Raw genomic sequence first — 20,574 nt, forward strand, 5'->3', positions numbered from 1 at the left:
ACAACCGTCAGGTAGAAATCGGCGCAGCGGAATGGCGCAAACGGCGCTGTATCAGCGCGTAATTGAGCCGGAGCTAGCCGGCGAACCGCCCGGTGACCGGCGGCAGATCCTTGAGCGTGAGGATGCCGGGCTTGGCGGCCACCACGGCGGGCACCGCATTGGTGACCGGCAGCGCGGTGTAGATCATGCCGAGCCCGTTGAGGCTGACCTCGCTCCAGTCCTTCGACGGCAGGCAGTACACCACCGTGCGCATGTTGGGCACCCCGAACACCTGGATCACGTGACCGTGCGCCACCGGCTTCGGCGGGGTGACGTGCTCGCCCATGATCCAGTTGAATCCGACGCTGACGACGTTCTTGTCGCCGACCCAGCCGCGGTGATACCCGTAGACACTGGCCACGGTGCCCTTGGGGATCTGCATGAACCCCAGGTCGGAGTCCTCGGTGGCCGGGGTGAACGTGACATCGAAGGTGATCCGGTCGAGCTTGGCGCCGATCGCGTCGGCCATCATCGCCGCCGACTCGGCGAACACTTCACTCTCGAGCCGGACACTCTCGGCCAGCCCGGGCGTCTCCGGGTCCTTGCCGAAGCCCATCGCGGCCATGGTTCCGGCCGATTCGTAGACCCCACAGTCGACGGACTCGGTGATCCGGATCTCGTCGACGCTCTCGCACGCGCTGGACAGCACCATGCCCATCATGTTGGTCAGGCCTGGATGCGCCCCGCTGCCGAAGATCGTGGAATTTCCTGTCTGGCAAGCCTTCTCGATGCGCTCCCGGTCTTCGGGGGTCTGCTTGCCGCCGGTGATCCAGGCGGCGCTGGAACAGACATTGACGCCGGCCTCCAACAGGCGGACCAGTTCGTCGACGCTGGGCCAGATCGGGTTGTAGCAGCAGGCGTCGGGCTTCAGGGCGATCAGCTCGTCGATGGAATTGGTGGCCTTGATGCCGGTGGGCTCGGGCCAACCGGCCAGCTCGGCGGCATCCACACCCACCTTGTCGGCGCCGTACGCGTACACACCGACCAGTTCCATGTCGTCGCGGCCGATGATCGCGTGTAGCGAGCGTCGTCCGATATTGCCGGTGGTCCATTGGATGACTCGGATCGGCTTACCCGCTGCGGTCATGATCGCCTCCTCGCTGAGCGCTGGACTCTAGACACTATCGGTGACTTGTTCACTCGCGGTAGGCACACCACCGACGCACAATCGAACTGTGGGGCGGGCTCGTCCCACGACGCCATGAATCGAGGTCAGATCATGGACATCCTCTATGCCCTCTCCGCGGCCGGGGCCGGCGCGATCGCCCTGCTCTGGCTCGGCGCGAACAATATCCGTGTGGTCAGACAGTACGAGCGCGGCGTGGTCTTCCGGTTCGGTCGAGTGCAGGACAACGTCCGGCAACCAGGGTTGACGATGCTCGTTCCGGTCGCCGACCGGCTGCAGAAGGTCAACATGCAGATCATCACGATGCCGGTTCCCGCGCAGGACGGCATCACCCGCGACAACGTCACCGTGCGGGTCGATGCGGTCATCTACTTCAACGTGATCGACCCGGTTCGCGCGGTGGTCGATGTCCAGGACTACATGTCGGCGATCGGCCAGGTGGCGCAGACCTCACTGCGGTCGATCATCGGCAAGAGCAACCTGGACGACCTGCTGTCCAACCGGGAGCGGCTCAACCAAGGCCTGGAACTGCTGATCGACAACCCGGCGGTGGGCTGGGGGATCCACATCGACCGGGTCGAGATCAAAGACGTCGTGCTGCCGGATTCGATGAAGCGGTCCATCGCGCGTCAAGCCGAGGCGGAACGGGAACGACGGGCCCGCGTCATCACCGCCGACGGCGAACTGCAGGCGTCGGAGAAACTCGCTGCCGCCGCCGATGTGATGGCGGCCGACCCGGCGGCCCTGCAGCTGCGGCTGTTGGAGACCGTCGTCGAAGTGGCTGCGGAGAAGAACTCCACCGTGGTTCTGCCGTTCCCGGTGGAACTGCTGCGGTACCTGGAGCGGGCGACGCCCCAGCAGCCTTCCACCAGAGTGGCGGGGTGACCACCCGGTAATCCCCAGCGTGCGATTCATCCACAGGAGTTGTGCGCCGGCGCCCCGGGCGCCTCGGATCGTCGTGGCCCGCACTTACCGTCGCGGGCATGGGAACCGAATTGTCGGTGGAGCGGCTCCGTCGTCTCGGCGGTGATGGTCGGGGCGGCGGAGATGACGCCGACGCCCAGAGCGACCGTGGCGAACAAGGCGCCGCGTCCGAGAGCGCGCTGTCGAGATGGCTGCCCGATACGACGCCGGGGGACGGCCCGGGCTGGTTGACGAGGGTCCGGGCGGACCCCGGACGTGCCGGCGCCGTGGTGCTGGCCGGCGTCGGGGTCCTCGCGATCCTGGTCACCGTTTTCACCTTGATCCGTCAGCAGGCACCGCCGGTCGCCTCGGCCAATCTGCCACCGGTGCAAATGGTTTCGTCGGCGGTACCGACGCCGGATGCGAACGCCCCGCCAGGACCGGTGGTGGTCAGCGTGGTCGGGTTGGTGCACAAGCCCGGTCTGGTGACCCTGCAATCCGGGGCGAGGATCGCCGATGCGCTGGAGGCCGCCGGTGGCCCACTCGACGGTGCCGACCTGATCGGGCTGAACATGGCCCGCCGGGTCGGCGACGGCGAGCAGATCGTGGTCGGCATCGACCCGCCGCCGGGACAACCGGCGACCATGGGCAGTTCGGTCGCCGCCGACGCGTCGCCTTCCAGGCAACCCGGTGTGCCGCAGAAAGGGGCTTCGAAAGCCACGCCCGGCGCGCCTGCGGGGCCGGTGGACCTCAACACGGCGACGGTCGAGGACCTCGACACGCTGCCCGGTGTCGGTCCGGTGACCGCCGAGGCGATCGTGGCCTGGCGGTCTGCGCATGGTCGGTTCGACAGTGTCGATCAACTCGGCGACGTGGACGGGATCGGTCCGGCGCGGCTGGAGAAACTGCGTGAGCTGGTCCGGGCGTGACGCTTCCGACAGGGACGGGCCCGCCGACGGGTGGGTCGCGGGGCAGCCACTGGATCTGCGCCTCGTCCCGGTCGCTCTGACCGCGTGGTCGGTGTCGGCGGCGACCATCGTCTGGGGCGTGGGTGTCGCGGTGGTGGTGGGCCTCGGCGCAGTGGGGTTGACCTGGCTGGCCGCCCGGTGTGGAGACGATGAGGGCGCGGGTGTCGCCGCTGCGATTCTGGCGGTGGCGGCCGTCGCGGGCGGATTCGGCGTCGCAGTCGGACTGCGCGTGCATCAGGTCGAACACCACCCGATCGGTCGCCTCTACGGCGCGACCGGGACGGTCGAGGTCGTGCCCGCCGAGACCCCGCGGACGATCAGCGGCGGCCGGGTGATGTTCCGGGCCGGGCTGCATCGGGTCGACCAGGCCCCGATGGCGGGGCGCGTCCTGGTGTTCGCACCACCGGGCTTCGGGGCGGTCGATCCGGGGCGTCCGGCGACGTTCCGGGCGGCCGTGGGGCGTCCGGGCCGGAGGGATCTGAGCGTGGCCGTGCTGTCGGCGTCGGGTCAGCCGTCGCTGGGCGAGGCATCGGCTGTGCAGCGCGCCGCCCAACGGATCCGTGCCGGCTTCGCCGAGGCGGCCCGTGCGGTGCTGCCCGCCGATCAGGCGGCCATGCTTCCCGCGTTGGTGCTGGGGGACACCTCGACGGTCACCGGCGCGACGACCGCACAGTTCCGCACCGCGGGTCTGACCCATCTGACGGCGGTGTCGGGCGCCAACGTGACCATCGTGTGCGGTGCGCTGCTGCTCAGCGCGGCACTGATCGGGCCACGAGCGGCCGTGCTGCTCGCGGGCGCCGGGCTGGTCGGGTTCGTCATCGTCGTGCAGCCCTCGGCCAGCGTGTTGCGGGCCGCGGTGATGGGGGCGGTGACCCTGCTCGCGGTGTTGACCCACCGGCGTCGGCGGGCGGTACCCGCATTGGCCGCCAGCGTGATCGCGCTGATGATCGCCACCCCCGAACTCGCGGTCGACGTCGGGTTCGCGTTGTCGGTGTGTGCGACGGCGGGCATCGTCGTGCTGGCGCCGGTATGGTCGGGCCGGCTGCAGGCCCGCGGCTGGCCGCGCCCGGTGGCGGCGGCGGTCAGCGTCGCGGTCGTGGCCCAACTGGTGACCGCGCCGCTGGTGGCCGGGATCTCAGGGACGGTCAGCCTGGTGGCGGTCGCCGCCAATCTCGCAGTGGCGTGGGTGATTCCGCCGATCACCATCCTCGGCACCGCGGCGGCGGTGTGCTCGACGGTCTGGCCGGGTGCAGCCCAACTGTTGATCCGGTTCACCGGACCGGAGCTGTGGTGGCTGCTGTCGGTGGCCCGCTGGGCTTCGGCACTGCCGGCAGCCGCCGTGCCGTCGCCCTCGGGGTTGGCCGGCGTGGTGTCGGTGGCACTGGGCGGGGTGGCGTTGACGGTGTTGTGGCGGCTGCGCTGGATGCATCGCGGGTTGGCCGCGTTGGTGTTCGGGTTGCTGGCCTGGGCGCTGGCGGGCCAGGTGGTCGGGGCTGTCGGGTCGGCGTGACACGATCATCGGTGTGAGCGTACAGATCGACGGTCTGCACCTGGTTCTGGGCGATGAGGAACTGCTGGTCGAGCGTGCGGTGGGGTCGGTGCTGCGGGCGCTGCGCCGGCAGGCCGGGTCCGATGACGTTCCGGTGGACCGGATGCGGGCCGGTGAGGTCAGCACCAGCGAGCTCGCCGAGTTGCTGAGCCCATCGCTGTTCGCCGAGGAACGCCTGGTGGTGCTCGAGGCGGCCGCCGAGGCAGGCAAGGATGCCGTGGCCCTGATCGCCTCGGCCGCAGCCGATCTGCCGCCCGGTACGGTGCTGTGTGTCATCCACTCCGGTGGAGGGCGGGCCAAGGCGCTGGCCGATCAATTGAAAAAGCTTGGCGCACAGGTGCATCCGTGCGCGAAGATCAGCAAGCCGGCCGAGCGTGCAGATTTTGTGCGGGGCGAGTTCCGCACACTGCGGGTCAAGGTGTCCGACGACACGGTCACCGCGGTACTTGACGCGGTCGGCTCGAACATCCGTGAGCTCGCCGCGGTGTGCTCACAGCTCGTGGCCGACACCGCAGGGCAGGTCGACGCGGTCGCGGTGCGCCGCTATCACAGCGGCAAAGCGGAGGTGAAGGGCTTCGACATCGCCGACAAGGCGGTGACCGGAGATGTCGCGGGGGCCGCTGAGGCGTTGCGGTGGGCGATGCTGGCCGGCGAGCCACAGGTGGTCCTGGCCGATGCGCTGGCCGAGGCGGTGCACACGATCGCGCGGGTGGGTCCGCTCTCGGGAGATCCGTACCGGCTGGCCGGTGAACTGGGGATGCCGCCCTGGCGGGTGCAGAAGGCCCAGAAGCAGGCGCGCCGATGGTCGCGGGACTCGGTGGCCGAGGCCATGCGGGTGGTCGCCGCGCTCAACGCAGACGTAAAGGGCGCAGCGGCAGATGCCGACTACGCCCTTGAAACAGCGGTACGCCGGGTGGCGGAACTCGCCACCCGGTGAACCGGGAAAACTATTTCGGGTTGAACCGAAGGATCAGAGCTTGTTCAGCGCCAGGGCCAGGGCCGACTTCTTGTTGGCAGCCTGGTTGGCATGGATGACGCCCTTGCTGGCGGCCTTGTCGAGCTTGCGGCTGGTCGACACCAGCAACTCGGCGGCCTTGTCCTTCTCGCCCGCGTCGATGGCCTCGCGGAAGCCGCGCACGGCGGTACGCAGCGACGACTTCACCGACTGGTTACGCAGCCGACGACGCTCGTTGGTGAGGATGCGCTTTTCCTGCGACTTGATGTTGGCCACGTAAAAATTCCTTCGTAATTCTCTAGCTGGGGTTACCGAAGTCTGGGTGCGCACACCCGCACTGCGGGCAGCGACTGTTCAGGGTACCAGCGAGGCATCCGAACTCCCAAAGCGGCGCCGGCCGAACATGGGCTGCCCGCGCCCCGGTTCCGAACACTTGTACCACGTCAATCGGCCTTTGGCCTGCCGAAACGGGCTGCGCCGTTGACCCGGCGAAACGGCGTCAGGTGCGGCAGCATGGCAAGGGTGAGCCTGAGAACAGTCCGTACCGAAGGGCCAGGATCGAACGGGTCCGGCCCGGCCGGACGACGTGCCGCTTCGGCGCGCCGCGTCAGACATCAGGGCGTCTTCGACGGCTACAACCAACTTGGCCGCTACTCGGAGGCCTTCGACGAGATGTTCGACGGCTCTGGCAACGTGCGCGGACCGTACAAGGGGATCTTCGCCGAGCTTGCTCCGTCGGACGCCTCGGAGCTGCGGTCGCGGTCGGACGCGCTTGGGCGGGCGTTCATCGATCAGGGCATCACATTCTCGTTGTCGGGGCAGGAGCGGCCGTTCCCGCTCGACCTGGTGCCACGGGTCATCTCGGCGGCTGAATGGTCCCGACTGGAACGGGGCATCACCCAGCGGGTCAAGGCGCTGGAGATGTATCTCGACGACATCTACGGCGAGCAGGAGATCCTGCGCGACGGCGTGATCCCGCGTCGGCTGGTCACGTCGTGTGAGCACTTCCACCGGGAAGCCGCGGGCATCGTCCCGCCCAACGGGGTGCGCATCCACGTCGCGGGCATCGACCTGATCCGTGACGACAAGGGTGACTTCCGGGTGCTCGAGGACAACCTGCGGTCGCCGTCCGGGGTGTCCTATGTGATGGAGAACCGGCGCACGATGGCGCGCGTCTTCCCGAACCTGTTCGCCACCCACCGGGTGCGCGCGGTCGGCGACTACTCGTCGCACCTGCTGCGGGCGCTGCTCAACGCCGCACCCACCAACGTCGCGGACCCGACTGTCGTGGTGCTCACCCCCGGCGTCTACAACTCGGCCTACTTCGAGCATTCGCTGCTGGCCCGGCAGATGGGGGTCGAGTTGGTCGAGGGTCGCGACCTGTTCTGCCGTGACAACGCCGTCTACATGCGCACCACGGAGGGCGAGCGTCAGGTCGATGTCATCTACCGACGCATCGACGACGCGTTCCTCGACCCGATGCAGTTCCGGCCCGACTCGGTGCTGGGGGTGGCGGGTCTGCTCAACGCGGCCCGGGCCGGCAACGTCGTGATCTCCAGCGCGGTGGGCAACGGGGTCGGCGACGACAAGCTCGTCTACACCTACGTCCCGACGATCATCGAGTACTACCTGGGCGAGAAGCCGGTGCTGGCCAATGTCGACACCTACCGCTGCTGGGTGGACGCCGAACGGGAAGAGGTGCTCGACCGGATCGACGAACTCGTCATCAAGCCGGTGGAAGGTTCGGGTGGGTACGGGATCGTGTTCGGTCCGGACGCCTCGGCCAAGGAACTGACGGCGACCGCCAGGAAGATCCGCAACGACCCGCGCGGCTGGATCGCCCAGCCGGTGATGCAGCTGTCCACCGTGCCCACCCAGATCGGCGACAAGCTGGCACCCCGGCACGTGGATCTGCGCCCGTTCGCGGTCAACGACGGCAACGACGTCTGGGTCCTGCCCGGCGGGCTGACCCGGGTGGCGCTGCCGGAAGGGTCTCTGGTGGTCAATTCCAGCCAGGGCGGTGGGTCGAAGGACACCTGGGTGCTGGCGTCGCGGGCATCGGCGGCGGATCGCGAGCTCGCCGCGGCCGAGGTGGTGCGGTCCCTGCCGGAATCCGCCAAGGGGCCCAAAAGTGATGGCGCAGCTGATGGTTCGTCGTCTCAACAACAGCAGTAACAGGGGGTGGTGGTAGATGCTGGCGCGCAATGCCGAGTCGTTGTACTGGATCGGGCGCTATGTGGAGCGGGCCGACGACACCGCACGCATCCTCGATGTCACGGTGCACCAGCTATTGGAGGACTCCAGCGTCGACCCCGACGTGGCCTCACGCACGCTGCTGCGGGTGCTCGGGATCGAGCCACCGACCCGGCGCCTGGACGTGTGGTCGTTGACCGACATCGTGGCGTTCAGCCGCGACAGTGGGGGAAACTCGATCGTCGACTCAATTTCGGCTGCCCGCGAGAATGCCCGCGGGGCCCGCGAAGTCACCTCGACCGAGATCTGGGAGTGTCTCAACACCACCTACAACGCGCTCGCCGAGCGGGAACGCGCGGCCAAACGCCTGGGCCCCCACGAGTTCCTGTCCTATGTCGAGGGGCGTGCGGCGATGTTCGCAGGCCTGGCCGATTCGACGTTGAGCCGCGACGACGGGTACCGGTTCATGCTGCTGGGCCGCGCGATCGAGCGGGTCGACATGACCGTCCGGTTGCTGCTGTCGCGGGTCGGGGACAGCGGCTCGTCGCCTGCCTGGGTCACGTTGCTGCGCTCGGCCGGGGCCCATGACACCTACCTACGTACCTACCGCGGCGTGCTCGACGCCGGTCGGGTGGTCGAGTTCATGCTCCTGGATCGACTGTTCCCCCGGTCGATCTTCTATTCGCTGCGGTTGGCCGAGCACAGTCTCGACGAGTTGCTCAACCGGCCGCACAGCCGGCTGGGGGCCACCGCCGAGGCGCAGCGGCTGTTGGGCCGGGCGCGCAGTGAGCTCGAGTTCCTGCAGCCGGGGGCGCTGCTGGAATCGTTGGATGCCCGGCTGGCCGGGTTGCAGAAGACTTGCCGCGATGTCGGAGAAGCGTTGGCATTGCAGTACTTCCACTCCGCACCCTGGGTGGCTTGGACCGACGCCGGTCACGGGGATGTGGTTGTGATCGAGGAAGGCGAGGTTTAGATGTGGCGGCTACGGGTGGTGCACTCGACCGGATATGCCTACAAGTCGGCGGTGACGGCGTCCTTCAACGAGGCCAGATTGACCCCGCGGTCGGATTCGCGTCAGAACGTCATCCTCAACCGCGTCGAGACCATTCCGGCGACCAGGTCCTACCGGTACGTCGACTATTGGGGTACCGCGGTGACGGCCTTCGACCTGCACGCTCCGCACACCGAGTTGGAGGTGTCGGGGTCCTCGGTGGTCGAGACCGACGTCGCGGAGAAACCCGAGGAGTTGGCCGGCTGGGATGACTTGAACACCGAGGCCGTGATCGACCGGTTCGACGAGGTGCTCAGTCCGACTCACTACACACCGCACAGCAAGCGGATCGCGCGCGTGGGACAGCGGATCGCCAAGGAGCACGACCCGTTCGAGGCGGTCGTGGCGGTGGCGCAGTGGGTGCGCAGCGAACTCGACTATGTGTCGGGTACCACCGGGGTGCACTCCTCGGGTCTGGATGCCCTGCGCGAGGGCAAGGGCGTGTGTCAGGATTTCGCCCATCTGTCGTTGATCATGTTGCGGTCCATGGGAATTCCGGCGCGGTATGTGTCCGGTTACCTGCATCCGTCGCGGGAGGCGGTGGTGGGGGACACCATCGACGGTCAGAGTCACGCCTGGATCCAGGCCTGGACCGGCGGCTGGTGGCACTACGACCCGACGAACGACTCCAAGATCAATGAGCAGTACGTCAGTATCGGTGTGGGCCGGGACTATTCGGATGTGGCCCCGCTTAAGGGAATCTATTCGGGTGAGGGTTCGACGGATCTCGATGTGGTCGTGGAGGTCACTCGGCTGGCTTGAGCCGGCCCGCACCCGTGCGGCCCAGGTTGCGAAAGCCGGGGTGTACGTGCGGTGCCAGCTCGTGGTGTACGGCGAGGGTCTGCAACAGTACGTGGAGGTTGTCCCGTTGGGCGGCGTCGAGGCCTGCGGTCATGCGCTCATCGTGCCGGCGCGCCAGCTCGCCGATGCGGCGCAGTGTCTTCTTTCCCGCGGTGCTGAGGTACAGCGCATGTAGTCGGCGGTCGTCGGGATTGCGGCGTCGTTCGACGTAGCCGCGGTCCTCGAGGTCGTCGACGTAGCTCACCACCCGGCTGGGCAACAGACTCAGTTGGGTGCTCAGGGCCTGCTGACTGAGGCCGGGTTGCCCGCCGATGGCGCGCAGGATGCCGGCGTGCGGAGGGGTGAGCTCGAGGGTCTCCATCTGCTCGGCGAACAGTGCCGCCGCACGGTGGCCGAGTTGTGCCAGCAGGAATGCGACGGTGTCCGGCCCAGTCTCCACATCGAAACCGTATCACCGCCAAATGGTTCACAACTGAAAACATTCGGGCCCTTGCCGCCGGTGTGACTACAGGCATATCGTTCAAGTCATGAACGATTCAACGGATGATCGAATCCAGTCCCCACGGCGCGGGGGTCCTCAAGGTGGACCGCCCTTGGCCCCGCTGGCCGCGGTCTCGCTCGCGTTGGTGCTGGTCGGGCTGGGCGTCGGCGTTGCGCTCGGCGGGGTGATGCCGTTGCCGTACGGGGCGGCCGTCGATGTCCTCCGATATGTCCACGACCATCACGGGGCGGTGCAGGCCAGTGCGGTGGGTATGTTCGTGGCGTCGGTACCGCTGGCGATCTATGCCGCGACGGCGAGCGCCCGGTTGCGGCAGCTCGGCGTGACGGCACCTGGTGCGACCATCGCCCTGGCGGGCGGGATTCTCGCCTCCGGATCACTCGCGTTGGCCGGGCTGATCTGCTGGACGATGTCGCGGCCAGAGGTGGCGGTCGACGACGGTCTGATTCGCGCGCTGTACTACCTGGTGTTCCTGACGGGCGGGGTTGGGCACATCGTCGCGCTCGGACTGCTGCTCGCCGGGATCGCGGTGCCCGGCCTCATCCTCGGACTGTTGCCGCGGTCGCTGGCCTGGACCGGTTTGGCCATCGCCGTGCTGGCCGAGGTGGCCACGCTGGTACTGATCTGGCCAGAAGCCGCGGTGATCCTGCCGATCGCCCGGTTCACGGGCCTGATCTGGCTCATCGTCGCCGGTGTCCTCCTGCCGAAGCGTCGGGCGCAGGTGCGGCACGGATGAAGCTCGGCGTGAGTGTCACGAACTATTCGTGGCCGGAACCGATTCACGAGCGGCTTGCCGAGCTGGCGACGTTCCTCGACCGCACCTCCGTCGGCACCCTGTGGGTGGCCGATCATCTCGTGCAGGCGGACCCCTCCTGTCGGACCGACGAGCCGATGCTCGAGGCGTGCACGGTGCTCGGTTACCTCGCTGCGGTGACGCGGCACATCCGGTTGGGCACGATGGTGACCGCGGCGACCTTCCGTGCGCCCGCCCTGTTGATCAAGACGGTGACGACGCTCGACGTGCTGTCGAACGGGCGGGCGTGGCTCGGCGTCGGTGCGGGCTACAACAGAGCCGAGGCCACCGCGATGGGTTTGTTCCTACCTGACACGGGGGAACGGTTCGAACGGATGACCGAACTGTTGCAGTTGGCCGGTCAGATGTGGCGCGGCGACCAAACCGCTTTCCGCGGTGAGTATCTGACCGGGTCGCAGCCGGTCGGCAGCCCACTACCCGTCACCGCGCCGCATCCGCCGGTGCTGATCGGCGGGACCGGAGAACGACGCACACTGCGGCTGGTCGCGCAGTACGGCGATGCCTGCAACCTGTTCGACGTACCCGACGGCGGCGCCACGATCGCAAGGCAGCTCGACGTTCTCGACCGACACTGCACGGATGCCGGCCGGCCGGCCCACGAGATCGAGCGGACGGTGACCACGGCACTTCACGACGACGAGCGGTCCGACGCGCTCGCCGAACGCTGCCACGCGTTGGCCGACTTGGGAATCCAGCACGTTGTGGTCATCGCCCGCGGCCGACCGCTGACCGACGCCGACCTCAATTGTGTTGCGGGCGCGGCGGAACAGCTCGCAGTCTAATCAGACAGGCCGAGGTGCCAGCGAAGGAGACGCGCCTCGTGGGCACCGATGCTCGGTTGTGCGACATCGATGAGCGGGCCCAGGCGGTCGAGGGTGGATGGGGGCGGCAGCTGGTACGCCGTCGAGGCCTCTCGGCTCAGCCATCCGGTGAGATCTGCGCTGGCGTGGGCGCGGAGCCTGTCGTCGGAGTCGACGACACCTCGCAGGTCCGCCTCGATGCGGATCCAGGTGTCGCTGCCGAGCAGGAGGGTGAACGCGGCGCGTCGCACATGGGGCGGTTGGTCTGTGCGGAGCAGTTTCCACAGCAGATCCGTCGGCGGCAGGCCAGGCTGCCCACGCAATGCCACCAACACCGCGCGCACGACGATCGGTGCCGGGTCGGTGAGCATGCCCGAGATCCTGATGAGGGGGCCGCCCAGTCGGCGTACGGCCCGTACGGCTTCGGCCCGCACCCGTGGGCGGTCGTGCTCGAGGTAGCCGCAGACCAGCTCCGCATCGTCGGCCGCGCCGCATTCGCCGAGACCGGCAATGACACCGCGCAGGGGTGAGTCGTCAACGGAGGACAGTAGTTCCCGGTAGCGTTCGGCCGAGTCCACGCCGGCCCGTCGCATTGCCCATTGGGCGCTGGCCCGTACCGTCGCAGACCGGTCCGCCAGCAAGATTTCACCGGCTTCTGGGTGCCCGATCCGGACCAGCCCGGCGAGTGCCTCAACGCGAACGCGCGCGAATCGGGCGCCGAGCAGGTGTAGCAGCATGTCGCGTTGCCGATGTGGCGCGACGGCGCGGACGGCCGCGTCAACGCACAGGCTCTGGCAGATGTTGTCCGGCTCGGTGAGGGCCGCCTCGACGACCCGAGCCGAATCAGCACGACCCGGCTCCAACCACACGCGGTAAGCGAGCCTGCGCACGTGAAAGTCGTTGCTCTGGCGGGCAGCATCGAGAATTCCATCCGAGCGTGCGCGTAATGCCTCGGTCACCGCTGCGACGGCACCGTCGCCTCGGCGCCAATCCCGCATCGCCGTCGCCACGCCGACCGCTCGGATCAACGCGTCCCCATCCGCCGCGTCAAGCGCCGAAGGGAGGGCCCGCGCGGCGTCGACCCTAACCGGTTCCACCCAGTCGGCGGAACGGATCAACAACAGCGGAAGCAGTCGCTGATCGCTGCGCATCGGCTTCGCATTCACCGAACGCTGCCGCTGTCGCCCGTCTCCTGAGCAAACGGTGAGCAGCAGGGAGAGGGAACCGGATCTGCCCCACACGGCGTCGGTGATCCTGCGCCATCGGCCGCCTGGGTGCCATAGCCGCCGCAACGCGGTGTCCAACCGCAGCCAGGTGCGTGGTCTTACAGCTGCCAGCACGGGCAGTACCTTGTCGGGATCGGCGCCTTCGGCGGCGAGCTGCGCCAGGATGTTCGCCGCCGCGTAGAAGCTTCCGCCGCGGTCCGCATCCGCGATGGCCGCGGCCAAGTCGCCCAGCGCGTCATCGCCAGGTCGCCGGAACTCCCGCATCGCCATCACGCGCCCCTTCCCCTCGGTGCGGTTCAGTGTGAGCGCAGCGCCCGGGCAAATACCAACGGATTTCGCGGAGTACGTGGCCGATCAGCTGCGCGCCTTGGTACACACTCCGGGATGAACCTGGACCCGGTGCAGATCGTCACCCAATTCGATCTGTCGGTCGAATTCCGATGCGGCCAACTCCCGCCACTGGTCCTCGGTGCCCGGCGCGATCGCCGGAACGTAGTGGGTCAGGATCAGGATGCCCACTCCGGCCCTAGCGGCGGTGGCGGCCGCTTCTTCCACCGACGAGTGGTAGTCACAGATGTCGCGGATCCGTTGCATCGGAAGCTGATTCACCAGGTCTTTGCGAATCACGGTGTGCACCAGGGCTCCCGCGCCGGCGGCCAACGTATCGAGGCTCTCGCACGGCACGGTGTCGCCGGCCAGCACCACGGACGCGCCGGCATGCTCGACCCGGAACCCGATGGTCGGTGTCACCGGCCGGTGATCGGTGGGCGCGGCCTGGATGTGCACCCCGTCCTGATCCCAGACCGCACCTGTGGTGTGTTCATGTACCTCCACGGGTGGCGGAGCCGTCAGATCCGCGTGATGGGCGATGCGGTAACCGATGTCATGCCCGAAGGCCCGCAGTGTCGCGTCGACCACCTCGGCGGTGCCCGGGGGACCGATGATCGTCAGGGGCGCAGCGTCCGGGGCGAACGTACTCACCCAGCGGGTGATGATCACGTCGCCGAGGTCGGCGATGTGATCGCTGTGCAGATGAGTCAGGAGCAGCGCGCTGAGCTGGTTGGCGCCTGACCCTGCGGCAGCCAGGCGTTGCAGCACACCACGCCCGCAGTCGATCAGAAATGTCTGGCCCCCGGCGCGGACCAGGGTTGACGGTCCGGCCCGCTCCGGATCGGGAATCGGGCTACCGGTGCCGAGCAGCGTGACCTCGATCATGGCCCCATTCCTACTCCGTTCCGGGATCGGACATGCGGGAAAAGGCTGCTCGTCGGCTTGGTCGCACCGGATGTTCGTGACCTCCCGCGTGGCCCCTTTCTTCCTGACCGCCATCGACATAGCCTGATGTGAGGTGGATCACGATGGAGGCTGCCGATGCGAATCGCGGACGTGCTGAAAAACAAGGGCACGGCGGTGGTGACGATTTCGCCGGAGACCACGGTGACCGAGCTGCTGGCCGGGCTGGACGAGCTGAACATCGGCGCCATGGTGGTGATGGGCCCCGACGGGCTGGCCGGCATCGTCTCGGAACGCGATGTGGTCCGCAAGCTGCACGAGCGGGGCAGCAGCCTGCTGGCACAACCCGTGTCGGAGATCATGACCACGGTGGTGGCGACCTGCACGCCACGCGACACCGTCGATCACCTCAGCGCGTTGATGACCGAGAACCGGGTGCGCCACATCCCGGTCCTCGACCGCGGCAGGCTGGCCGGCATCGTCAGCATCGGGGACATCGTCAAAACCCGGATGGAAGAACTCGAGGCCGAGCAGGAACAGCTGCAGGCCTACATCACCCAGAGCCGTTGACCCGGCAAATCAGGCGATCCCGACGCTGTTGAGCGGGTCGATGGCACCACGGCGATCGGTGAACACCTTGCCGGGCAACGGCATTGGGATCTTGCGCGTCGCCGTAGTGCGCCCGGCCTCACCGAGGAACTATCGCCGCCGTCGGGGCGACCTGCCCCAGGAGGCGGCTGACCCGGCGCAGTAGGTGAAACGTGTGCGATGGTGGGCTGGTGGCTGCCATCGATGTCCATCCGCCGAACAAGACCGACGTGAAGCGGCTCTCCGCGGTCTTGGCCCGGGCCTTTCACAATGACCCCGTGATGTCGTGGATCCTGGCCGACGACACGCGCCGCGCCAAGGGACTGCCGCGGCTCTTCGCCGCGATCACACGCCACCACTTCCTCGCCGGTGGTGGTGCCGAAGTGGCCGTCCGCGACGGTCAGATCGGCGGGGCAGCGCTGTGGGACGGGCCGGGCCGTTGGAAGCAGACTCCGGGCGAGGAACTGCGGATGCTGCCCACGATGGTGTTGGCATTCGGCCGCGACATGCGGCGAGGCCAACAGGTCGTCGAGCTCATGAAGCGGCACCATCCCGAGGAGCCGCACTGGTATCTCGCGGTGATCGGCAGCGATCCGACGGTGCGCGGTGGCGGGTTCGGGCACGCTCTCATGCAGTCCCGGCTGGACCGGGTCGACGCCGAACACGCTCCGGCGTATCTGGAATCGAGCAACCCCGACAACGTTCCCTACTACCTGCGTTTCGGGTTCGAGGTCACCGGGGAGATCGTGCTGCCCGACGGCGGACCCGTGATGACTGCGATGTGGCGCCGGCCGCGGTAGAGCAAATCGGCCGGCAGCCTGGCTATCCGAATACGCCGGTCATCTTCATGATCAGCAACACACCGACCGCGACGAACACCGCGATGAGCAGCACCACCCCGATGATCGCGGCCACCGAAGTGGGGCTGTACCGGTGCCTGGGTCGCGGGGCGGGTTCGCCCAGGCCCGAGGTTTGCGCCGAGTCGGGCGGGGTGGCGCCGGGAGCGACACCGCCGCCGGGTTCCAGATCGGGAATCTCGGCCGGATCGGGATCGGGTGGTAGCGCAGTCATGGCCTAGGAGTGCCCGCTGACGCCGATTTGATGCATCGGTTTGCCTGTCGCGGGCCGGCAATCACGCCACATCGTGGCTGTTACAGTGCGAAGACCGACCAACAGGGGAATCCGGTGCGAAACCGGAACTGACGCGCAACGGTATGAGGCACCGCCTCGAGTCCGATCACCTGTGGCCGGGTGTGACTGTCGACGGCTCCGCGACCGAGCCCTGTATCGAAGGAAGTCTTGGCCGTGCGGGTATTCGCGGTGCTGTCCCTGTTGGCTGTGACACTGTCACTCACGGTGGCGTGCGGGCGCCCCGACCCGCCTGCGGACGACGCGGTCGCGGGACCTGCCGGGCCCGGCCCCACCAGCTATCCACTCACCGTCGAGAACTGTGGCGTGACCGTCACGTTCGACGGGCCTCCGCAGCGGGCAGTAGCGCTGTATCAGGCTTCGACGGAGATCCTGCTGGCACTTGGTCTGGCCGATCGGATGGCCGGCACCACCACGTGGTTCGACCCGGTGCTGCCCGAACTCGCGGACGAAAACGCCGAGGTGCCCCGGCTGGCGGACAACGACCCGGGCCTGGAAGCAGTGCTCAGCGTGGAGCCGGATCTGGTGACTTCGGCCAGCGCGCATACCTTCACGCCCGCGGTCGTCGCCGACCGTGCCAGATTCGCCCAACTGGGAATCCCGACGTATCAATCACCGTCGGTATGCACCGGAGCGAAGGTCGACGGTGAGACCGTCACCCGCACTGAGCCGCTGGCATTCGACACGCTGTTTCGGGAAATCACCGAGCTGGCTCAGATCTTCGATGTGCAGCAGCGCGGCCAGGACCTGATCGCCCGACTCACCCGGCGGCTGGACGAGGCACCGTCGATCACGGCGACCAACACCACTGTGGCGTTCTGGTTCTCGGGGCTGCGGACGCCGTACCTGGCCGGATGCTGCTCGGCGCCCGGCCTGTACGCCACCGAACTCGGTGTCACCAATGTCTTCGCCGACGCCCGCGAGGACTGGCCGGAGGTCAGTTGGGAGTCGCTGGCGGACCGCGACCCTGACGTGCTGGTCCTGGCCGACCTCAACCGCAGGCGCATCGACGGTGATTCTCTCGACGCGAAAGTGAAGTTCCTGGAATCGAATCCGGTGACCAGGAACATGACCGCGGTGCGCGAGAAGCGCTATGTGGTGCTGACCGGGTCCGAGCTTGACCCCGGAATTCGGGAGATCGACGCGGTGGAGAAGCTGGCGGCCGGTTTCAAGACGTTCGGCCTGGCCCAGTGAACCGGCTGATCGCCGGCGGGATCAGTGCGCTGCTACTGGCCGGGTGTGCCCAGGCCGGGCCGACCGCGGCCTCACAGAGGGCGGCCGGATATCCGGTGACCGTGCAGAATTGCGGCAGGCAGGTGGTGATCGACACGCCGCCGCAGCGTGCGGTCTCGCTCAACCAGAGTTCCACCGAGATCCTGTTGTCACTGGGCCTGGCCGACCGCATGGTCGGAACCGCCACCTGGACCGATCCCGTCAGGCCCGACCTGGCGGCCGACAACGCCCGGGTGCCACGACTCGCGGTGAACAAACCGTCTCTGGAGAGCGTGCTCGACGCCGAACCCGATCTGGTGACGGCGTCCTTCGGCGGAACCCTCGGGCCTGGTGGCGTCGCCGACCGGGATCAGTTCGCGGAACTCGGCGTCCCGACGTATCTGGCGCCCAGTGACTGCGAAGGCAAGACGTCGGTCAACGGCGACGGGGCGCGGAGCGCACCGTTCACCATGGACGCGATCTACGCCGAAATCCGGGACCTGGCAACAATCTTCGATGTCACCGAACGCGGCGATCAGCTCATCGCACAGTTGCGTCAACGGATGGCCTCGGCCACCGGGACAGAAACAGGCATCGATATGGCGTTCTGGTTCTCCGATATCCGTGCCCCCTATTTCGCCGGCTGCTGTGGATCGCCCGGGGTGATCGCCGGCACGGCCGGGGCACGTAACGTCTTCGCCGACACCAGCGACGAATGGCCGCAGGTGAGCTGGGAGAGCGTGGCCGATCGCGACCCGGATGTGCTGGTGCTGGCGGACCTGAGCCGACGCACGATCGACGGGGACGCGCTGGCGACCAAAATCGAGTTCCTGGAATCGAATCCGCTGACCCGAGGACTCACCGCGGTGCGGCAGCGTCGCTACATCGTGGTCAACGGGGCCGATCTCAACCCGTCGATCCGCACGGTCGACGGCGCCGAGAAGGTGGCGAAAGGCCTGCGGGACCTCGGATTCGGTTCACCGCGGTGAGCGTGCGCACCGGTTGGCTCGGCGGGCTGTGGGTCGGCGGCCTCCTGCTGCTGGTGTTCTCGGCGGCGGTGGCCATCACCATCGGGCCCGCCGCACTGTCGGTGGGTGACGTGTACCGCATCGTCGGCGACCGGCTCGGCGTCGGCCCGTCAGGGGCCACCCGACTGCAGGAGAGCATCGTCTGGCAACTGCGACTGCCGAGGATCGTGCTCGCCGCCATCTGTGGCGCCGGGTTGGCACTGTGCGGGGCGATTCTGCAGTCGTTGCTGCGTAATCCGCTGGCCGACCCGTTCGTGCTGGGGGTGTCCTCGGGCGCGTCGACGGGTGCCGTGCTGGTCGCGGTGCTGGGTGTCGGCGCCGGCACGCTGAGCCTGTCCGGCGGCGCCTTCATCGGCGCGGTGGTGTCGTTCGCCGTGGTGCTGCTGCTCGCCTACGCCGCCGGCGGCGGGACGGACCGGGTGGTACTGGCCGGAGTGGCCGGGACCCAACTGTTCTCGGCGCTGACCTCCTTCATCGTGTTGTCCTCGGCGGACGCCGAGCAGACCAGGGGAGTGTTGTTCTGGCTGCTGGGTTCGCTGGCCGGGGTGTCGTGGTCCGACGTGCTCATCTGCGCGGTCGTCGTCGGTGCCGGGTTGCTGGTGTGCCTGGCCTTCGCACGCACCCTCGACGCGTTCGCGTTCGGGCAGGATGCCGCCGCGACCCTGGGCGTTTCGGTGACCCGCGCCCGCATTGTGTTGCTCGTGATCACCGCGTTGATGACCTCGGCCCTGGTCAGTGCCGCCGGCGCGATCGGGTTCGTCGGGCTGGTGCTGCCGCATGCCGCCCGGTTCGTCGTCGGGCCCGGCCATCGGCGTCTGCTGCCCACCGCGGCGATCTTCGGCGCCGTCTTCATGGTGTGGGTGGACACCCTGGCCCGGACGGTGTTCGCGCCGCAGGAGTTACCCACCGGAGTGGTCACCGCGCTGCTCGGGGTGCCGGCCTTCGCGTTGATCCTGTTGCGGCGCAAGAAGGTTGACCGATGACCCTGCGGGCGGGCGAGGTGCGCTGGATCCGGTCCGGCCGGGTCGTGCTCGACGGTGTGACGGTGGATCCGGCCCCCGGAAGCACGGTCGGGTTGTTGGGTCCCAACGGGTCAGGCAAGTCCTCGCTGCTGCGACTGCTGGCCGGTATCGATCGGCCCGACTCGGGTGTCGTGCAGCTCGACGGCCGTGATCTGCACAGGATGTCGCGGCGTGCGGTGGCGCGGCGGGTGGCGATGGTCGGCCAGCACGCGGAGACCGACCTGGACATCGCCGTGCGCGATGTGGTGCGGCTCGGACGGATCCCGCACAGCTCGGTGTTCGGCGGTGGTGGCGACGACACCGCCGCGGTGGCCGCCGCCCTGTCGGCCACCGGTCTCGACGGTATGGCCGACCGCCTGTGGCACACCCTCTCGGGCGGGGAGCGTCAGCGCGTGCAGATCGCCCGCGCTCTCGCGCAGGAGCCCAGCGAGTTACTGCTGGACGAGCCCACCAATCACCTCGACATCGCGCACCAACTGGAGATCCTGGCGCTGATCCGCACCCTCGATGTCACCGCCGTGGTGGCCCTGCACGACCTCAACCTGGCGGCGATGTTCTGCGACCACGTCGTGATGCTGTCGGCGGGACGGGTGGTGGCCACCGGTAGCCCGGTCGAGGTATTGACCCAAGAACTGGTGGCCGACGTGTACGGCGTGCAGTGCCGGATCACCGTCGACGACGCCGGACCGTACGTCCGGTTCGTGGGAGCCGGCGGCTCGGCGGGCTAGCTCCAGGAATACTCGGCGCGCAACCGGACTGCGACCGATTCGAATCGCTGACGGTCAAGGATGGCGCCCTCACGGCGGATGCCTTCCTCGGGAACGTCGAGCACCCGGTCCAGCCGGACCCAGCTCGGCCGGCCGTCGTAATCCCAGGTGCCGACGCCGATGCCGATCCAGTCCGGATCGTCTCGGTGGTAGTCCTGGCTGGACAGCATCAGCCCGAGCAGGGTGCGCTGATCGCGACCCACCACCAGAACCGGGCGGTCCTTGCCCTGGGTCGGGTCATCCTCGTAGACGACCCAGGTCCACACGATCTCGCCCGGATCGGCCTGCCCGTCCAGATCGGGCGCGTAGACGACTTTGCGGGCCCGGTGTGCGGTGGGCACGCTGTTCTTCGACACCGGCCGGCCGGCGGTGATCGCCTGGGGTGCCGGGGCGGCCGCACCGGCGAGAACGCCCAGGCCCAGCCTGAGGCCCTGCTGAAGCCCTTGTTGAAGGCCTTGCTGCACGGTGCGGGGCACGTTGTCGGTGGTCTGTAGCTGGCGCACGAACTTGGGTGCTTCGTTGAACACCAGGTTCTCGGCACCGTCCATCACGCCCTTGAGAACCTGTTGGAACGCCTTCCACTGCGACGCCATGGTGTCGAGCATAGGCGAGGGGACCCCCGGCGATTGTGTCGCGACGGTGGTTGCTCGA

The 20,574-nt window shown here is 68.1% G+C and carries 22 protein-coding genes; 15 read left to right on the top strand and 7 right to left on the bottom strand.

Annotated features, from left to right (window positions below):
* Positions 1-73 precede the first annotated feature (73 nt).
* Positions 74-1,126 carry an NAD(P)H-dependent amine dehydrogenase family protein gene (locus AC4ELH_RS23320; RefSeq protein WP_055115541.1) on the bottom strand — a complete coding sequence of 351 codons (1,053 nt, stop codon included), beginning with the start codon at positions 1,124-1,126 and terminating at the stop codon, positions 74-76.
* Between the two features lie 132 nt (positions 1,127-1,258).
* On the opposite strand from AC4ELH_RS23320, the gene AC4ELH_RS23325 reads away from it, so the two are divergent.
* The 4 genes from AC4ELH_RS23325 (at position 1,259) to holA (ending at position 5,522) form a co-directional block, all read left to right on the top strand.
* The gene (locus AC4ELH_RS23325) at positions 1,259-2,050 is read left to right on the top strand and encodes an SPFH domain-containing protein (RefSeq protein WP_064960374.1); all 792 of its coding nucleotides are present in this window, start codon (positions 1,259-1,261) and stop codon (positions 2,048-2,050) included.
* A 98-nt stretch (positions 2,051-2,148) separates the two neighbouring features.
* The gene (locus AC4ELH_RS23330) at positions 2,149-2,997 is read left to right on the top strand and encodes a helix-hairpin-helix domain-containing protein (RefSeq protein ID WP_498886961.1); all 849 of its coding nucleotides are present in this window, start codon (positions 2,149-2,151) and stop codon (positions 2,995-2,997) included.
* Between the two features lie 49 nt (positions 2,998-3,046).
* Positions 3,047-4,546: a ComEC/Rec2 family competence protein gene (locus tag AC4ELH_RS23335; RefSeq protein ID WP_498887060.1), complete on the top strand. Its 1,500-nt coding sequence runs from the start codon at positions 3,047-3,049 to the stop codon at positions 4,544-4,546.
* A 25-nt stretch (positions 4,547-4,571) separates the two neighbouring features.
* Entirely contained in the window at positions 4,572-5,522 is a 951-nt protein-coding gene (holA, locus tag AC4ELH_RS23340) for a DNA polymerase III subunit delta (protein WP_498887062.1), read from the top strand.
* Between the two features lie 33 nt (positions 5,523-5,555).
* Here holA and rpsT read toward each other — a convergent pair whose 3' ends face one another.
* A complete protein-coding gene (rpsT, locus tag AC4ELH_RS23345) occupies positions 5,556-5,816 on the bottom strand; it encodes a 30S ribosomal protein S20 (protein WP_055115535.1) in 261 nt (86 codons plus the stop codon).
* A 237-nt stretch (positions 5,817-6,053) separates the two neighbouring features.
* Here rpsT and AC4ELH_RS23350 point away from each other — a divergent pair, with 237 nt between their 5' ends.
* Genes AC4ELH_RS23350 through AC4ELH_RS23360 form a run of 3 tightly spaced genes read left to right on the top strand, consistent with a single transcriptional unit; the run spans position 6,054 to position 9,546 of the window.
* Positions 6,054-7,715 (top strand): circularly permuted type 2 ATP-grasp protein, encoded by a 1,662-nt coding sequence (locus AC4ELH_RS23350; RefSeq protein ID WP_448448870.1) that lies wholly within the window; start codon positions 6,054-6,056, stop codon positions 7,713-7,715.
* A 16-nt stretch (positions 7,716-7,731) separates the two neighbouring features.
* The gene (locus tag AC4ELH_RS23355) at positions 7,732-8,706 is read left to right on the top strand and encodes an alpha-E domain-containing protein (protein ID WP_055115532.1); all 975 of its coding nucleotides are present in this window, start codon (positions 7,732-7,734) and stop codon (positions 8,704-8,706) included.
* Positions 8,707-9,546, top strand: a complete 840-nt coding sequence (locus AC4ELH_RS23360; protein WP_498886964.1) for a transglutaminase family protein — start codon at positions 8,707-8,709, stop codon at positions 9,544-9,546. It abuts the gene before it with no gap.
* Here the strand turns inward: AC4ELH_RS23360 and AC4ELH_RS23365 are convergent.
* Positions 9,530-10,024 (bottom strand): MarR family winged helix-turn-helix transcriptional regulator, encoded by a 495-nt coding sequence (locus tag AC4ELH_RS23365; RefSeq protein ID WP_498886966.1) that lies wholly within the window; start codon positions 10,022-10,024, stop codon positions 9,530-9,532. The genes AC4ELH_RS23360 and AC4ELH_RS23365 overlap by 17 nt on opposite strands.
* 88 nt (positions 10,025-10,112) lie before the next feature.
* On the opposite strand from AC4ELH_RS23365, the gene AC4ELH_RS23370 reads away from it, so the two are divergent.
* Entirely contained in the window at positions 10,113-10,820 is a 708-nt protein-coding gene (locus AC4ELH_RS23370) for a hypothetical protein (RefSeq protein ID WP_498886968.1), read from the top strand.
* Positions 10,821-10,828: 8 nt separating this feature from the next.
* The gene (locus AC4ELH_RS23375) at positions 10,829-11,680 is read left to right on the top strand and encodes an LLM class flavin-dependent oxidoreductase (RefSeq protein ID WP_498886970.1); all 852 of its coding nucleotides are present in this window, start codon (positions 10,829-10,831) and stop codon (positions 11,678-11,680) included.
* Here AC4ELH_RS23375 and AC4ELH_RS23380 read toward each other — a convergent pair.
* Positions 11,677-13,194, bottom strand: a complete 1,518-nt coding sequence (locus AC4ELH_RS23380; protein ID WP_498886972.1) for a HEAT repeat domain-containing protein — start codon at positions 13,192-13,194, stop codon at positions 11,677-11,679. The two genes, AC4ELH_RS23375 and AC4ELH_RS23380, sit on opposite strands and share 4 nt — an antisense overlap.
* Positions 13,195-13,278: 84 nt before the next feature.
* Entirely contained in the window at positions 13,279-14,139 is an 861-nt protein-coding gene (locus AC4ELH_RS23385) for a ribonuclease Z (RefSeq protein WP_448448875.1), read from the bottom strand.
* Positions 14,140-14,295: 156 nt separating this feature from the next.
* Here AC4ELH_RS23385 and AC4ELH_RS23390 point away from each other — a divergent pair, with 156 nt between their 5' ends.
* Both AC4ELH_RS23390 and AC4ELH_RS23395 read left to right on the top strand, forming a co-directional pair.
* The gene (locus tag AC4ELH_RS23390; protein WP_064960371.1) at positions 14,296-14,727 is read left to right on the top strand and encodes a CBS domain-containing protein; all 432 of its coding nucleotides are present in this window, start codon (positions 14,296-14,298) and stop codon (positions 14,725-14,727) included.
* 209 nt (positions 14,728-14,936) lie between these two features.
* Positions 14,937-15,545: a GNAT family N-acetyltransferase gene (locus tag AC4ELH_RS23395; RefSeq protein WP_498886974.1), complete on the top strand. Its 609-nt coding sequence runs from the start codon at positions 14,937-14,939 to the stop codon at positions 15,543-15,545.
* 22 nt (positions 15,546-15,567) lie between these two features.
* Here the strand turns inward: AC4ELH_RS23395 and AC4ELH_RS23400 are convergent, their stop codons facing one another.
* Positions 15,568-15,816: a DUF6480 family protein gene (locus AC4ELH_RS23400; protein ID WP_064882454.1), complete on the bottom strand. Its 249-nt coding sequence runs from the start codon at positions 15,814-15,816 to the stop codon at positions 15,568-15,570.
* Positions 15,817-16,050: 234 nt separating this feature from the next.
* On the opposite strand from AC4ELH_RS23400, the gene AC4ELH_RS23405 reads away from it, so the two are divergent.
* From AC4ELH_RS23405 to AC4ELH_RS23420, 4 genes are read left to right on the top strand one after another with little or no spacing between them, the layout of a single operon-like run.
* Positions 16,051-17,088 (top strand): ABC transporter substrate-binding protein, encoded by a 1,038-nt coding sequence (locus AC4ELH_RS23405; RefSeq protein WP_448448878.1) that lies wholly within the window; start codon positions 16,051-16,053, stop codon positions 17,086-17,088.
* Positions 17,085-18,095: an ABC transporter substrate-binding protein gene (locus AC4ELH_RS23410; RefSeq protein ID WP_498886977.1), complete on the top strand. Its 1,011-nt coding sequence runs from the start codon at positions 17,085-17,087 to the stop codon at positions 18,093-18,095. Before AC4ELH_RS23405 ends, AC4ELH_RS23410 begins: the two co-directional genes overlap by 4 nt.
* The gene (locus AC4ELH_RS23415) at positions 18,092-19,117 is read left to right on the top strand and encodes a FecCD family ABC transporter permease (RefSeq protein WP_448448881.1); all 1,026 of its coding nucleotides are present in this window, start codon (positions 18,092-18,094) and stop codon (positions 19,115-19,117) included. The genes AC4ELH_RS23410 and AC4ELH_RS23415 overlap by 4 nt, the downstream gene beginning before the upstream one ends.
* Positions 19,114-19,884 carry an ABC transporter ATP-binding protein gene (locus tag AC4ELH_RS23420; protein WP_448448883.1) on the top strand — a complete coding sequence of 257 codons (771 nt, stop codon included), beginning with the start codon at positions 19,114-19,116 and terminating at the stop codon, positions 19,882-19,884. The genes AC4ELH_RS23415 and AC4ELH_RS23420 overlap by 4 nt, the downstream gene beginning before the upstream one ends.
* On the opposite strand, the gene AC4ELH_RS23425 is transcribed toward AC4ELH_RS23420, so the two are convergent.
* Positions 19,881-20,516, bottom strand: coding sequence for a type II toxin-antitoxin system PemK/MazF family toxin (locus tag AC4ELH_RS23425; protein WP_110917007.1), 636 nt, complete (start codon positions 20,514-20,516; stop codon positions 19,881-19,883). The two genes, AC4ELH_RS23420 and AC4ELH_RS23425, sit on opposite strands and share 4 nt — an antisense overlap.
* Positions 20,517-20,574 lie beyond the last annotated feature (58 nt).

This window comes from Mycobacterium shunyiense (assembly GCF_058270075.1).